This is a genomic window from Acinetobacter shaoyimingii (assembly GCF_011578045.1).
Taxonomy (GTDB): Bacteria; Pseudomonadota; Gammaproteobacteria; order Pseudomonadales; family Moraxellaceae; genus Acinetobacter; species Acinetobacter shaoyimingii.
The window spans coordinates 3,126,536-3,139,901 of sequence record NZ_CP049801.1; the positions used below are offsets into that span (position 1 = coordinate 3,126,536).

Annotated in this window: 14 protein-coding genes; 8 read left to right on the plus strand and 6 right to left on the minus strand. The window is 36.4% G+C overall.

The window, feature by feature from the left end; translation table 11 throughout:
* Positions 1 to 35: 35 nt before the first annotated feature.
* The 4 genes from sodC (at position 36) to G8E00_RS14180 (ending at position 2,398) form a co-directional block, all read left to right on the plus strand.
* On the plus strand, positions 36 to 599 hold the full coding sequence (sodC, locus tag G8E00_RS14165; protein WP_166225608.1) for a superoxide dismutase family protein: 564 nt from the start codon (positions 36 to 38) through the stop codon (positions 597 to 599).
* Positions 600 to 819: 220 nt separating this feature from the next.
* A complete protein-coding gene (locus G8E00_RS14170; protein WP_166225611.1) occupies positions 820 to 1,128 on the plus strand; it encodes a DUF3817 domain-containing protein in 309 nt (102 codons plus the stop codon).
* Between the two features lie 135 nt (positions 1,129 to 1,263).
* Complete coding sequence (locus G8E00_RS14175; RefSeq protein WP_166225614.1) at positions 1,264 to 1,788, plus strand: hypothetical protein; 525 nt, start codon at positions 1,264 to 1,266, stop codon at positions 1,786 to 1,788.
* Between the two features lie 67 nt (positions 1,789 to 1,855).
* On the plus strand, positions 1,856 to 2,398 hold the full coding sequence (locus G8E00_RS14180) for a hypothetical protein (protein WP_166225617.1): 543 nt from the start codon (positions 1,856 to 1,858) through the stop codon (positions 2,396 to 2,398).
* Between the two features lie 111 nt (positions 2,399 to 2,509).
* Here the strand turns inward: G8E00_RS14180 and craA are convergent, their stop codons facing one another.
* The 3 genes from craA to G8E00_RS14195 all read right to left on the minus strand — a co-directional run bounded on the left by craA (position 2,510) and on the right by G8E00_RS14195 (position 6,128).
* Positions 2,510 to 3,739 carry a chloramphenicol efflux MFS transporter CraA gene (craA, locus tag G8E00_RS14185; RefSeq protein ID WP_166225620.1) on the minus strand — a complete coding sequence of 410 codons (1,230 nt, stop codon included), beginning with the start codon at positions 3,737 to 3,739 and terminating at the stop codon, positions 2,510 to 2,512.
* A gap of 129 nt (positions 3,740 to 3,868) precedes the next feature.
* The gene (locus tag G8E00_RS14190; RefSeq protein ID WP_166225623.1) at positions 3,869 to 4,774 is read right to left on the minus strand and encodes a pirin family protein; all 906 of its coding nucleotides are present in this window, start codon (positions 4,772 to 4,774) and stop codon (positions 3,869 to 3,871) included.
* Positions 4,775 to 4,862: 88 nt separating this feature from the next.
* Complete coding sequence (locus G8E00_RS14195; protein ID WP_166225626.1) at positions 4,863 to 6,128, minus strand: AbiH family protein; 1,266 nt, start codon at positions 6,126 to 6,128, stop codon at positions 4,863 to 4,865.
* Between the two features lie 527 nt (positions 6,129 to 6,655).
* Between G8E00_RS14195 and G8E00_RS14200 the strand changes: the two genes are divergently transcribed.
* Positions 6,656 to 6,868 (plus strand): hypothetical protein, encoded by a 213-nt coding sequence (locus tag G8E00_RS14200; RefSeq protein WP_166225629.1) that lies wholly within the window; start codon positions 6,656 to 6,658, stop codon positions 6,866 to 6,868.
* A gap of 303 nt (positions 6,869 to 7,171) precedes the next feature.
* Here G8E00_RS14200 and G8E00_RS14205 read toward each other — a convergent pair whose 3' ends face one another.
* From G8E00_RS14205 to G8E00_RS14215, 3 genes are all read right to left on the minus strand, one after another.
* Entirely contained in the window at positions 7,172 to 7,546 is a 375-nt protein-coding gene (locus G8E00_RS14205; RefSeq protein WP_166225632.1) for a hypothetical protein, read from the minus strand.
* A 108-nt stretch (positions 7,547 to 7,654) separates the two neighbouring features.
* Positions 7,655 to 8,107, minus strand: coding sequence for a hypothetical protein (locus G8E00_RS14210; RefSeq protein ID WP_166225635.1), 453 nt, complete (start codon positions 8,105 to 8,107; stop codon positions 7,655 to 7,657).
* 103 nt (positions 8,108 to 8,210) lie between these two features.
* Entirely contained in the window at positions 8,211 to 9,623 is a 1,413-nt protein-coding gene (locus tag G8E00_RS14215; protein WP_166225638.1) for an FAD-binding oxidoreductase, read from the minus strand.
* Positions 9,624 to 9,975: 352 nt separating this feature from the next.
* Here G8E00_RS14215 and serA point away from each other — a divergent pair, with 352 nt between their 5' ends.
* The 3 genes from serA (at position 9,976) to G8E00_RS14230 (ending at position 13,318) form a co-directional block, all read left to right on the plus strand.
* Positions 9,976 to 11,208, plus strand: coding sequence for a phosphoglycerate dehydrogenase (gene serA, locus G8E00_RS14220; protein ID WP_166225641.1), 1,233 nt, complete (start codon positions 9,976 to 9,978; stop codon positions 11,206 to 11,208).
* A 142-nt stretch (positions 11,209 to 11,350) separates the two neighbouring features.
* Positions 11,351 to 12,247, plus strand: a complete 897-nt coding sequence (locus tag G8E00_RS14225; RefSeq protein ID WP_166225644.1) for an EamA family transporter — start codon at positions 11,351 to 11,353, stop codon at positions 12,245 to 12,247.
* A 192-nt stretch (positions 12,248 to 12,439) separates the two neighbouring features.
* Positions 12,440 to 13,318 carry an EamA family transporter gene (locus G8E00_RS14230; RefSeq protein WP_166225647.1) on the plus strand — a complete coding sequence of 293 codons (879 nt, stop codon included), beginning with the start codon at positions 12,440 to 12,442 and terminating at the stop codon, positions 13,316 to 13,318.
* Positions 13,319 to 13,366 lie beyond the last annotated feature (48 nt).

Genomic DNA, 13,366 nt, shown 5'->3' on the forward strand with positions numbered 1-13,366 from the left:
TGAATTTTATACACAGAATAAATAAGGGTGCAAAAATGCCGATTCATACATTAAAAATATCTGTTTTATGCGCATTAATCGGTTTTACTACAGTCGCTTGCCGAACAACTCCAAATACCCTTGATAAAAAAAATCATGCACCTATACAAACCATCGTGGTAAATGAGGTTAGTGCAGAAGGTATTGGAAAAAAAATTGGAACAATCACGTTTCAAGACAGCCCTCAGGGCTTAACCATTCATACTCAGTTATCAGACTTGCCTTCGGGTTTCCATGGCTTTCATATTCATGAAAAAGGCTCTTGTCAGCCCGCTGAAAAAGATGGAAAAATGGGTGCTGCAATCGCTGCTGGCGGACACTTTAACCCTTTAAAAGTTGCACATCATGGCACACCAAATGAAGGACATTTAGGTGATTTACCTGTGTTAAATGTTGACTCTACAGGCGCCGCTAAAACGATGGTCATTGCACCACGTTTAAAATTGGCTGATGTACAAGGTCTTGCCATTATGGTTCATGCAGGTGGTGACAACTACTCAGATCATCCTAAACCATTGGGCGGTGGCGGTGACCGTATTGCCTGTGGTGTGATTCTCTAAGCAATTTTTTAGAGTTGTGGATAAGTCTTGATTTATACACAATCGGATTGATCCAAAATCATTTGTAATAAACCGTATTTTCCATAAGAGAGCTCGATTCATTGGGCTCTCTTTATCTATATTTGCTATCTGTACTTGTTATCCATCATTGAACGATTGAGTTTTTCACATTTGAATCGAGATACACTACACTTTGTCTTTTATTTGAATGATAAATTTTATGAATATTCAAAGTTTGCGTGTTGTGGGGACAATTGAAGGCATTTCATTCTTACTTCTTTTATTTGTTGCGATGCCAGTCAAATACTTTTTAGGTAACCCAATTTTGGTGAAATATATCGGTATGGGGCACGGCGTATTATTTGTTTTGTTTTTGCTGGTTCTATTCATCGTCTGCGAACGACAAAAATGGTCCATTCAGATTTTTCTATTGGGTTTATTTGCGTCAGTTTTACCTTTTGCACCATTTTTCTTTGACCGAAAATTGAAAAAATTACAGCAACAGCAAGATCAGACATCATCTCAATAAATAAAATAATCTCCCGAATAGGGAGATTTTTTATGTTCATCAAATCTATCAATAAATTTTTTTACTTATCTACACTTTTCACTCAAGACAAATAATTTTAATTTATGAATACTATTTTTGAAGCCAATATACATCATGCATCAGAATAACAATCCTCATATACACTTACTCGATCAGAATAAATACTCTGAGATCGAGATAAATCATGATGAAATTGTTTTTTATTTCAATCAACTTGATTTATACATTAAAAATACTGCCGAATTCCAACACATTAAAATGGCTTTGCTTCAACACATAAAAGAGGCCAGAAAATATCTCAATAAGAGTATTAAACTTTTGCAAAAAGAATATTCTGAAATTAACTTGTTAAATTTGGATATGAAAGTCTTCAATCAACATGAAAAAAAACAAAGGATTAACAATATTGAGGAAATGGAAAATCAAATTCGAAAACTCATTAGCACAATTGATGAGCGTGTATTTCTGATTAAAACATTTTCATTTTCAGATACTAAAGCTCATGCAAGATTGCTCGCTTCTGCAATGATTGAACTCATGGAAATACAACATCTTTATATTTATCCTTACCGTGAAGATTTAATCCCTGACTTTTTGAAAAATATTGATTTCAAAGAAAAAATTAAATTGAAAAAATAAATGTAATCTAATTTATAGATGATACTTTAATGAAAATCAAAAAAAGATTTAAACTTGGAATAACATTATGAAATTTAAAAAATCTGCTTTAACATTTTTAGGCCTAACCACTCTATTCATCCATCAAAGTTCGTATGCAATTTCGAATGATGAATTAAAAGCAATCATTGAGTGCAAAAGTAACACAGATCATTATCAGGAACTGACCGAAGATTACGAAAAAACTTTAAGTCAATTGGGTTGGAAACGTAATGATGATCCAGAGCACCCCCTTCTTTATATTTATCACCATACAAAAGCCTTAGATGTTTTTGGTCAGCCTACACAAGAAATTGCTTTGGCTGGACAAGCCATTGCTGCGGTTTATAGAAATAAAGACTACAAACCATTTGCTCAAAAATTTGCAATTTCGCAGCAACCTGATTTTGTGAATATCCAGATATTTCGTGGTGAAAAATTAGTACGGACAGAGCCTGCGACCCCAGATCGTTTTACCTTTTACAATAAATTGGTGCTGTCTGAGCTCACAGGAAAATCGCCTATGAGTATTTTAGGATGTAGCTATGAAGCAGATAAAGCTGAAGCCGAGGCTTTATTTAACGATGAATAATTCTAAATAAACTGATTATAAAATGCCTCAAATTCCAAGATAAATGAATGACATTTATATATTTTCTTATCTTGGATATATAAATAAATTCTAACTAATCTATTCGAACGGTTAGAACTCCCCTTTCGCCAAACGTTCTTGCATGATGTTTTTGACAATACGTCTCGGGAAAGTAAACCACAAAGCAATTAACGCAAAGCAGGTTAATGCATATGCCCACATACCATGACTTTCATAGGTGATACGAACCAACTCAATCACAATAAAGAATGCCACCATCATGATCATACCCACTGCGGCTGCAACCGTACCTTGTGACACTGGCGATGAACTTAGCGCAAAACGATATAACACTGAAAAGCTACACCCCTCACCAAAACTGATCAGCGTCATTCCAACAATTAAGCTCCACAGTAAATAGTCTTTCCAAATCACACCTGCGATTAAGATCAATGTGCCCAAAAGCATAAGCGGCAAAGTCAGCATAACTGTTTTACCCAACGGCAAACGATCAATAATATTGATCAGCGCAATATTGCCAATGATTAAACCACCAAGAACAGGCACTTGAGCTAGGCCATATTGCATATTGGTCAGACCCAAATGTTCTACCAATATCACAGGTGACAATGCAATCCATAGAATAAGCGGAATAGATACCATCGGAATGGATAAAGCCAATCCCAGAAAACGACGATTGCGAAACACCGCTTTAAAATCATCCCAAATATAACTTAACGGCTTTTTTGTAACACTCAATTGATAATTCGGCATTTTGGCTTTAAGCCCAAACCAACTTAAAGCCGCCAAAATAGCAATGCCAATAAAGCCCCAATGCCATGACACATGTTCAATCATAAATGCCCCCAAGACAGGGCCAAGCAATGGTGCAATAAGTGAAATATTTGCCATCAGTGCCATAACCTTGATGGCATCTCGTTCTTCAAAAATCTCTTGAATGGCAGCGTAACCGACAGCAGAAATGATGGTTAAGCCAATGCCTTGTAAAAATCGAAAGGCTAGAAATTGATGAATGCTTTGAGTAAAAATAATCAAAAGACAGCAAATGACGAAGAATATCACGCCTGCCAAGAGCATTTTCTTTCGACCAATTCGGTCGGACAATGGACCAAGTAACCATGCCAAGCACGCGCCACCCAATAAGAAAAAAGACATGGAAGAGGGTGCCCACGAACTACTTACTCCAAAATCTTGGGTAATGGCGAGCATGGCAGGTTGGACTAAGTCATTACAGATATAAACTGAAAACTCAAATAGCACCAAAGCCAATGGGAATAAGAGTGTCGTTCGATTCAACTGAACTTTGGGAAGATTTTGCATAAAGACGAAAAAGCTCATTCATCTAGATATTGAATGTCTAGAATTTTGATTTATTTAGATTTGGCACAGTCTAACAGAGTTCTATTTCAAAAGCTTTTTATGCACAGTTATGCTTTAAAGAAACGAATTTTATTCTGTCTCGATGGCTTTATAACGAATAAAATTACCCGTTTTTATATCATCAAAGGCTTCTAAAATTTCGTCATAGGTATTCATCACAAATGGTCCATGTCCATTGATCGGTTCATGAAATGGCGTAGCACTTAAATATAAAATATGGCTATCTCTTAACGCTGTAATTTCAACATCTTCCTGTAGATTCGACATGACCGCTAAGCCATGATCATCCCATTCTTCGTGACTTGTTTCACTCGTCCCATGGTCATCTTGTGGTAGTTTAGCCCGTCCAGAACGCATATACAGCATTGTGGTATCGCCAGATTTTGCAGGAAGTTGAATGGTGTGCCCTTGTTTTACGAACACATCATACACGTGTAATGGAGAATGAACTTTTGCTGGTCCCATATACTCTTTATACCGCCCCGCTATGACTCGAATATAGCCTGCATCATGCTCTAACATCACTTTGGGGATATTGGCATCTTGAAGGCTTTGATAACGTGGTGGATTCATTTTGTCTTTTGCAGGTAAGTTGACCCAGAGTTGTAGCATTTCAAATACACCGCCCTGTTTTGCAAAATTTTGGCTAAAAATTTCTTTGTGTATGACCCCTGATGCTGCTGTCATCCATTGCACATCTCCTGCGGAAATAATACCGCCTCCACCTGATGAATCTCGATGTTCAAGCTCACCTTGAAACATGATGGTCACTGTTTCAAAACCCCGATGTGGATGTTCACTCACGCCTTTTAGAATGCTGTTGGGTTTAAGCCGCCCAGGACCTAAATGGTCTAGTAACAGAAACGGCGAAACGGTGTTGCCCAATTCGTAATGGGAAAATACAGACAGAACAGGTGAAAAGTCACCGACTGAAAAGCGAGTGTCGTTACGATGGATAAATGCGAGGGTTTTCATATTATTTTTGGAATGTTGTTGGATGTTTTGATCATAACCTAGCAAATGCTGAGATTCGATAGGCTAAATGATTTTCTGTGTTGCGGATTTAGGATGCTTCTTGAATTGTAGAAATTTCTCGAATTCCGAAGTTAATTTTTGGGTTAGGAAGAAATTTTAGCCAACCTTTTTTCATCCATTTTTCAATAATTTCATTCCCTAATATATCTAATAAATTATTTAACAATCTCGGTGCATCATTTTCATAGTAATAAACTATTACTGTACATAGCACTCTTTCCTTTCGATTCAAGGAAAAAATTTCACGAATATAGCTTTCATCTGATTCTGCTAAAGAATGTCCCCAAATAAAAATATTAATCTCCCTCCTACCCACATTTGAATTTTCTAACATATTTTTAATATTTTGGTTTTCTTCTAAAAAAAGATAATCTGTATTTTTTAATAATTTTTGATGATATTTAGTAAAACTATAGTTTTTAAATTTTTTAAGAAATTGATTTTTTAAATCCGGTATTCCTAATACTAATTCATTTCCAACTTGTCCATGCACAAACTCTACTTTAGCTGATGCATCATAGAATCTTTTATACGTATTTGTATAATTAAAAGATAAAACTGTTAAATCATTCATAGGGAAATTTAAATTATCTTTAATAATTTCATTCTTTAGATTTAATTTTTCAATAATTTTGATCAAATACCAGTCAAATAAATCAATAAAATAATTTAAGTCTTTTTCAAGATCCTTAATTAAAGAATGAAAATCAAAATCTAAGTTCGTATCTTTATTCCTATAGTATTTTGAATTAATTTGTGATCTATTGATTAGACTTGTATTTGGTAAAGTATTTAAAATATTGAGCAATGATAACTTTTCTAAAGTTTTTTCTTTAAAATTTAAATATTTATAATTAGGATCTTCTTGATCTAATTTACATAGAACTGACTGCTCCAATTTTTCATGCTTATTATAAATTCTTTCTGCTTTTTCAATAAAATTTGCTACTAAATCCAATGCTCTTGAAAATTCAATTTCAAAATCAATCCATGTATCTATTTCATTTACGTGATGATTAAAAAATTGATACCACACATTTCCTTTTAACTTTTCTTTTAATACCTCAATTTCATTGAAGTATATTTCAATTTCATCAGTTCTATACAAAGCTTTTGTTTTTTCAAAGAACCTAGACTCTGACTCATATAGTAAAGAAAATAAGTCATCAAATTTCATATTCTGACTAGACTCTGGCCAATTTTCTATTACAGTCATTACTTTAATAAAGTGATGGTACTTCGTCGGCAAATAATGCGATAAATCAAAACCATTCCCCACAATTAAAATATTCATTAAAAACCCCAAAAAAAACATAAAAGTGCATAAGTCGATAGGTTTTTTTATGAACTAAAATTCTTACTTTTACAATCAAAATAATTAGAAAAACAAGTTTGTATTTTTCTATACCACTGACCTGTCAAATCCCTCACACTAAAATTTCAATTTCTGGTCAAGGCCAAATAATTGTCCGACAATTCAACTTAAAACTGACATTTATCTAAAATTTTCCATCACCATTCCTGTAAAAAAACTAAAATTCTTTACAAAACAAATTTTTATCCATCCTCAAAAGAATGTAAAAAAAATAGTAAGTTAATTTTATTTACCCATTTTGATGTAACTATTAAGTAATTTTTCAATTGTTTCATTACCCAACTTAACCAGCCAATAACCCGACTACATTGAAATATTTTTCACAGATGCAAACATAGCGCTTAAGGTTAGCCATCGGCTTTTCCCCCACTATAAATGAAAAATTATAGTGTTCTCCCAGAAAGCATTATGCAATTAAAGCATGATGAAAAATATTAGGAAAAATGATGAAAAACAATCTAGTAGAATTAAACCAAGACGAAATTCAAACTGTATCTGGTGCTGGTCGTGTATCTGACTTCGTTGGCGACCTTGGTGAACGTTACAACTTCGGTCGTAATGCTGAAAACCGTATCATCAAAGCAAGTGATACCACTCAAGACGTTTTGAACAAAGTAGGCTTACCACTTGTTTCAAATCTTATTAAATTTATTCTCTAATTTGTAATTAAAGAATAATAAACCTAAGGAAAATAATTTTAAGATATTATTTTTCTTAGGTTTTTGTAATTTTGTTTATACCAAGCCTTTCTATATAAAATTTGAGTGGATTCAGAAATAATCTCAAAAAACTCTTACTAAAAATCAAATAATTTGGTGGGTTCTTCAAGTTTAATCATGAGTACTTCTAAAGATCATGTTATAAAAAAAGTGCATCTTATGACGCACTTTTCTAATCGATAGAATTAATTCTGTAAGATTCAGAGCACAATTTACACTGACTCTTGCAATCAATTCATGCGCTTATGAACATAAATTCGTTTGGAATTCTTTAGAACTTCCTCTTTGACATTGATATTCCTTTTTGGTCTCAATCAACACCCAATCATCCTTAAAATTCTTAAAACTATATACGGTACGAATTGAACGAACCGAATCATCCATTAATCCAGTTTCAGTGACTTTTACTTGTGCCACGCTTGGGTTTTCTACACGATTAAAATACTGACGAATTTCAACCGTACTAAGCTTTTTCCTTAAATCTGGGCGCTCTTTCAACACTTGAGCAAGCGGCGTATCACTCGATAAAAAATTCACTTTATGAGCCAACTTCTCTGTGGTTGCACAGCCAGACAACAATGCCAAAGACAAAACAGACATAGATATTAAATTACGCATTGGGGACAGTCCCTGATCAAAAGGCATAGCCCATCATGCTACGCCTTTTCAAATCAATCTGTAGAAACTCTGTTGTTTTAACGAAAGATTATTTAAAACATCTTGTATTTATGGGCAAAGTTTCTTGGTGAAATTTTTAGTATCTGGTCCACGACCACAACGCCATGTGTCTTCTTTACGTATTTCTTTCCACTGCCCATCTATAAATTTAAAATCATATTTCACACGTTCAGCCTCCACCGAATCATCTGCCAGCCCCTCTTTGGTCAAGATCACTGTCGCTTCGTTTTTACTAGATTGAGGCGAATTAAATTCTTGACGAATATCTAAGATTCGAAAGTCATTTAAATCTTTAACCTTCTTAAATACTTGATCAATTGGAGAATTCTCGATCGCACTGGCATCAGGCGTTTCAGTCGGTGGGGTTTCATCTACGATTTGAGCAGCAGAAGCTGTTGAAGATTCTGCGGTATTACTCGTTTTTTGTTCACCACAACCCAATAAAAATGTCGTCGTAAGTGATGTCAAAATGAGTATTGGGAGGAAGTTATTTTTAAACATTTTATTCTCAAGTATAAAAAAACAGCACCCACTAGGATGCTGTATTTTGATAAATAACAATATATTGCGTATGTAACTTAGCTTAATTCACTACGTTAAAACTTTAGTTTAAATCAAACAATTTACCTGGGTTCATAATACCGTTTGGATCGAACACTTGTTTTAAGGCTTTCATGTATTCGATTTCTTCTGCTGAACGTGTGTAATCTAAGTATGGCTTTTTAGTCATACCTACGCCATGTTCCGCGGAAATTGAACCGTCATATTTTTTCACGGTTTCAAACACATATTTATTGACCACCTGACATTTTCCAAAGAACTCATCTTTGCTTAAATCAGCAGGTTTTAAAATATTTAAATGTAAGTTCCCGTCACCAATATGACCAAACCAACAGATTTCAAAGTCAGGATAGTTCTCAGACACAATCGCATCAATTTCTTTAATAAATGCAGGCACGTGTGTGATTAACACTGAAATATCATTTTTGTATGGGGTAAAAGGCGCAATAGATTCAGAAATATCTTCACGTAAACGCCATAAGCTTTCAACTTGCTCCAAACTTTGGCTCAGTACGCCATCAAGCACCCAGCCTTGTTCCATACAGTGCTCAAAAATTTCCATCGCCTTGTCCATAATCGGCTCAAACGGCGCTTCAAATTCAAGCAATACATAAAATGGGCATTCGGTTTCAAATGGACGTTGTACATGACCATTTGCCAAAACCTTTTGCATTGCAAGCTCACCAAAGAACTCAAATGCAGTTAAATCGATTTTTGCTTGAAAGGCATGAAGGACTGGCATCACCGCATCAAAATCTGGAACACCCAATACCATCACTTGTAGATCTTGTGGCTGACGCTCCAACTTAATTTCAGCTTCAGTCACTAAACCTAAAGTCCCTTCACCACCAATAAACAAGTGTTGAAGTGCATAACCAGTTGCGTTCTTGATCATGCCTTTGTTTAAACGAAGGATGTCACCCTTACCAGTCACTACGGTTAGACCGAGTACCCAATTACGTGTCATGCCGTATTTAATGACTTTAATACCGCCAGCGTTGGTCCCGATGTTTCCGCCGATTTGACTAGACCCTGCCGAAGCAAAATCGACTGGATAATACATGCCCTGTTCTTCAGCATAATTTTGCAGTTGTTCAGTCACTACGCCTGCTTGAACACGCACCATACGATCTGCTGGGAAAAATTCCAGAATTTGGTTCATTTTGTCCATGCTGATGACAATTTCACCATTGGCAGCCACTGCACCTGCTGAAAGACCTGTACGACCGCCACTAGGCATAATCGCGACATTAAACTGGTTAGCGAGTTTTACAATCGCTTGCACTTGTTCCGTGGTCGATGGAAAAACAATAACAGATGGGTTTGGATCGAAATGTTTTGTATGATCTCGACCCCAATTTTGGAGACTATCCGCATCAGTTTTAATGCGGTTTTCACCCACAATGGCTGTTAATTGGGTCAATAACTCAGGTGTTAAAGCGACTGGAGCGTTCATCGTTTGCAGACCTAGCAAGAAATATTCAAGTAATGGTGCGTCTATAAAGTGTTCATATTTAATGAATTAAAAATGAGCGTCCCTCAAGACTAAAGTAAATAAATTTCAACATCAATGTTGTTGAAGTTTCCCACGATTCAGCATTATAAGGCATTTTGCCTTGAAACCCTGATAAAAATGGACATTTTGATAATGTAGCTTAAATATTACGAGCTTAATTAGACCAAGCTTGACCTATTTTCACTATATATTGCAAAAATACCTATGCACGATGTCATAAAGGAAATGTATATAGACCGCTCACGTATGGTATCATATCGCGACTAAATTTGGCCTTTGTAGCGGAGCCGTAATGAGCCAACATCTCTCTTTGCCTAAAGATAAAATTCGTTTCTTGTTATTAGAAGGCGTTCATCAAAACGCGATCGACACATTAAACGCTGCTGGGTACACCAACATCGACTATCGTAAAACTGCGCTTGAGGGTGAAGCGCTGAAAGAAGCGATTAAAGATGCTCACTTTATTGGTATTCGTTCACGCACTCAATTGACTGAAGAAGTCTTTGAAGCGGCGAACAAACTCATTGCTGTGGGTTGTTTCTGTATTGGTACCAACCAAGTAAATCTAGATGCAGCGATGCGTCGTGGTATTCCAGTATTCAATGCACCTTACTCAAATACGCGTTCTGTAGCGGAACTTGTATTGGCTGAAGCCATTCTTCTTCTTCGCCGTGTACCTGAAAAATCAACAGATACACATGCAGGTGGTTGGAATAAATCAGCAGTGGGTTCGTTCGAAACACGTGGTAAAACTTTAGGTATCGTCGGTTACGGTTCTATTGGTTCACAACTTTCAGTTTTGGCTGAAGGTTTAGGTATGCATGTCATCTATTATGATGCTGTGACTAAATTGCCTTTGGGTAATGCTCGCCAAGTGGGTTCTTTAAATGAACTTTTGGCAACTGCAGACGTGGTTTCAATTCACGTACCAGATGTACCTTCAACACGTAACTTCATGGGTAAAGAACAATTTGCTCAAATGAAAGAAGGTTCTATCTTCATCAATGCTGCACGTGGTACATGTGTTGTGATTGAAGACCTCGCTGATGCATTGAAATCTGGTCACATTGCTGGTGCTGCGGTTGACGTATTCCCGAAAGAACCTAAAGCAAATGGTGAAGAATTCGTATCACCACTTCGCAACATTCCAAACGTGATCTTAACACCTCACGTCGGTGGTTCGACCATGGAAGCGCAAGCGAACATTGGTTTAGAAGTGGGTGAGAAATTTGTGGCTTACTCAGATAAGGGTATGACTTTATCTGCAGTAAACTTCCCAGAAATTGCGTTGCCATTGACTGAAGGTAAACACCGTTTACTTCATATTCATAAAAACATTCCAGGTGTATTGTCAAAAATCAACAACTTGTTTGCTGAGCACAACATCAACATCTCTGGTCAGTCTTTAATGACTAAAGGTGATGTCGGTTACTTAGTGATGGACGTTGATGCAACTGCATCGAAAGAAGCTTTAGATACACTTCATAACGTTGAAGGTACAATTCGCGTACGCGTATTGTTCTAAAATATCTTAGGTTCTGAAAACCACAGCTTTCGAGCTGTGGTTTTTTATTTGAATTTTTTCATATTCAAATCTCAGCATACCCCATTCTATTTTCTCCGCTCCCTTTCGTGAAAACGAAACAAATTTAGTTCATGTTGTGTTTATGCTGAGTTTAAAAAACAAACCCCATTTACAAGCTTTGCTGTTATTGCTGATCGCCATGATCAGCGTGCAAAGCAGTGGCACACTTGCCAAAGTACTGTTCAATCACTTTCCAGTCTTGACTGTTGCAGCAATGCGTCTGCTCTTAAGCTCGCTCATTTTGGCTGTGATTTTTAAAATTTGGACTATCGACTTTAAACAAGTTCGTTGGAAAGCCATCATCAGTTATGGTCTGGCGCTAGCTGGCATGAATGCTTTATTTTATATGTCAATCCATAGACTTCCTTTAGGTATTGCGGTTTCTTTTGAGTTTATTGGCCCCTTAAGTGTTGCGCTGTTTTATGCACGACAAAAATTTGATTTTGTTTGGGTTGGCTTAGCCATTTTAGGACTGATTTTACTTTTCCCATTTGATCAAGTTTCCCATAGCCTAGACCCCATAGGAATTGCTTTTGCCTTAGGTGCAGGTGCATGTTGGGCACTTTATATTGTGGCAGGACAGAAACCTTCTGGTATTTCAGGCAATCATACCGTGTGCTTGGGTATGTTTATTGGGATGCTGTGCATTCTGCCAATTGCACTATTTACAGGAATGTCTCCGACTGTTTTTGAGCCATCCAACCTCATGTATTTTATTGCTTTGGCTGTGTTGGCAAGTGCATTACCTTTTTCTTTAGAAATGATTGCACTTCGAAATTTAACTGCATTGAGCTTTGGAACACTGATGAGTGTAGAACCTGCCATTGCGGCACTGTCGGGATTTATCGTTTTGGGCGAAGAGTTGTTGTGGAATCAGTGGTTGGCATTGGCAACGATTATTACGGCTTCAATTGGATGCACCTATACCACGCAGAAAGCGCGTAAACAAAAAGAAAAAGTTAATAAAACCACCTCGTAGGGTGGTTTTAATTAGATCCTTATTTTGCTAATGATAAAATGTAATGGATTCATTCGATGAAGATTAGGATATTCCACTACTCAAAATATTTTGAAGCCATAAGGCATAGCGCATACACAATCATTTATTTTAAAGATCAAGGACAGCATTAAAATGCTAAAATTTCGTACAAGTTTTAAGCCTGAATTTTAAATGCCAAACTCCCAATTACTCGCTGTGCTATTCATGGTTTTATCTATGGTGGCTTATCAGATTAGTGCATCATTCGCAAAACAATTAATCTCAGTACTCGATCCATTGACCGTGGTCACACTACGCTTATGTTTTGCTTCAATTCTAATTTTAATCATGTTCCGCTCATGGAAAATCATCAAGCGACTCCCCTATTTAAAATGGCGTAATTTGTTGTTTTATAGCGCTTCTGTTTGCCTGATGAATGCATTATTTTATGCATCTTTAGGACGTTTACCACAAGGGATTGCAGTTGGGTTGGAGTTTCTTGGACCACTCACACTCGCCCTTATTTCGATTCAATATAAAAGTGATTATATTTGGGTTGCCTTAGCGATATTGGGTATTGGGCTGATGGTGCCTTGGCAAGATGCCAATCAAAGTAATTTTTCATATCTAGGCGCAGCCATGGCATTAGGTGCAGGTGTTTTTTGGGCATTTTATATTTATTTTGGTCAAAAAGTTGTACGTCAAAATATTGGCATGCATGCCTTGACTATTGCGATTACGCTTTCAGCATTGGTCATGCTGTCTGTAAGTGTGGTACATAATCCCACAGCACTTATACAGACTCAATATTGGCCTCAAGCATTGGTGATAGCTGTATTGGCCACTGCCATCCCCTATGCTTTAGATCTGATGGCACTGAAAAGTTTAAGTAAAATGACTTATGGTACGCTTTCAAGTTTATCTCCTGCACTGGGTGCAATTGCAGGTTGGTTTTTATTGCATGAACATATTAGCCTGCTTCAAAGTATTGCACTGGTCTGTATTATGATTGCTTCAATTGGGGTGACATACAGAGCCAGTAAACAGAAATCTATCCCTGATATGTCCTAGACAAAGAAAAGTGCATATAAAAATGTAAAAAAAAAGATGGTGATCACC

Excerpts from the sequence above, each read along its gene's own strand:
- sodC (WP_166225608.1), top strand. The coding sequence starts at position 36 with ATGCCGATTCATACATTAAAAATATCTGTTTTATGCGCATTAATCGGT.
- G8E00_RS14170 (WP_166225611.1), top strand. The coding sequence starts at position 820 with ATGAATATTCAAAGTTTGCGTGTTGTGGGGACAATTGAAGGCATTTCA.
- G8E00_RS14175 (WP_166225614.1), top strand. The coding sequence starts at position 1,264 with ATGCATCAGAATAACAATCCTCATATACACTTACTCGATCAGAATAAA.
- G8E00_RS14180 (WP_166225617.1), top strand. The coding sequence starts at position 1,856 with ATGAAATTTAAAAAATCTGCTTTAACATTTTTAGGCCTAACCACTCTA.
- craA (WP_166225620.1), bottom strand. The coding sequence starts at position 3,739 with ATGCAAAATCTTCCCAAAGTTCAGTTGAATCGAACGACACTCTTATTC.
- G8E00_RS14190 (WP_166225623.1), bottom strand. The coding sequence starts at position 4,774 with ATGAAAACCCTCGCATTTATCCATCGTAACGACACTCGCTTTTCAGTC.
- G8E00_RS14195 (WP_166225626.1), bottom strand. The coding sequence starts at position 6,128 with ATGAATATTTTAATTGTGGGGAATGGTTTTGATTTATCGCATTATTTG.
- G8E00_RS14200 (WP_166225629.1), top strand. The coding sequence starts at position 6,656 with ATGAAAAACAATCTAGTAGAATTAAACCAAGACGAAATTCAAACTGTA.
- G8E00_RS14205 (WP_166225632.1), bottom strand. The coding sequence starts at position 7,546 with ATGCGTAATTTAATATCTATGTCTGTTTTGTCTTTGGCATTGTTGTCT.
- G8E00_RS14210 (WP_166225635.1), bottom strand. The coding sequence starts at position 8,107 with ATGTTTAAAAATAACTTCCTCCCAATACTCATTTTGACATCACTTACG.
- G8E00_RS14215 (WP_166225638.1), bottom strand. The coding sequence starts at position 9,623 with ATGAACGCTCCAGTCGCTTTAACACCTGAGTTATTGACCCAATTAACA.
- serA (WP_166225641.1), top strand. The coding sequence starts at position 9,976 with ATGAGCCAACATCTCTCTTTGCCTAAAGATAAAATTCGTTTCTTGTTA.
- G8E00_RS14225 (WP_166225644.1), top strand. The coding sequence starts at position 11,351 with ATGCTGAGTTTAAAAAACAAACCCCATTTACAAGCTTTGCTGTTATTG.
- G8E00_RS14230 (WP_166225647.1), top strand. The coding sequence starts at position 12,440 with ATGCCAAACTCCCAATTACTCGCTGTGCTATTCATGGTTTTATCTATG.